Annotated in this window: 1 protein-coding gene and 1 pseudogene; both read right to left on the bottom strand. The window is 44.5% G+C overall.

All coding sequences use genetic code 11. The annotated features are described in order from the left end of the window. Nucleotides 1-319: fumarate reductase subunit FrdD (gene frdD / locus C9J12_RS30395; protein WP_107247142.1), on the bottom strand; the 319-nt coding region annotated here is incomplete at its 3' end. Nucleotides 320-329: 10 nt separating this feature from the next. After that, a pseudogene (locus tag C9J12_RS30400) lies at nucleotides 330-535 on the bottom strand (fumarate reductase subunit C); the annotation flags it as partial.

Below are 535 nucleotides of genomic sequence, written 5' to 3' on the forward strand. Positions count from 1 at the left end.
TCGCGTAACAAGCGATCTTACCAACCACACCAGTGTGGAATTTAAGATCGTGCATACCATGATGTAGGCGGTGCATTGCATGCCACATTGGTAGTGCTAGTGTCGCGATAGTAAATAGAGCGCCAATAAAGCTTGTTACAAAGCCTGATACTCGCTCATAGCTCATTGCATCCGCATCCGCATCAAGGATGCCTAGTGGCACCATGATACCAAGAACAAGTACAGTGACTGGTGTTAGCATTGCGAACCAAGTACCACCAGCACCAAACAGACCCCACCATACTGGTTCGTCAGAACGTTTAGGATTTAAATTTACCACGTGGTTCTCCTTAAACTAACACTAGAACGACCAGTGAGATTGCAGCAACTGCAGCCCACTGAGCTAGTACAATAATCGTCTTATCAAGTTTTTTGCCTTTAATTTTAATCGGCACTACTTGAGGCATCATGCTGAAGAAGGTTTGTGCATGGAACAAGCTGGCAAGAAGCGCAAGAATGTTTAATACCACCACAATTGGGTTAGACATAAAGCTTA

It is taken from the genome of Photobacterium frigidiphilum, assembly GCF_003025615.1.
GTDB classification, from domain to species: domain Bacteria; phylum Pseudomonadota; class Gammaproteobacteria; order Enterobacterales; family Vibrionaceae; genus Photobacterium; species Photobacterium frigidiphilum.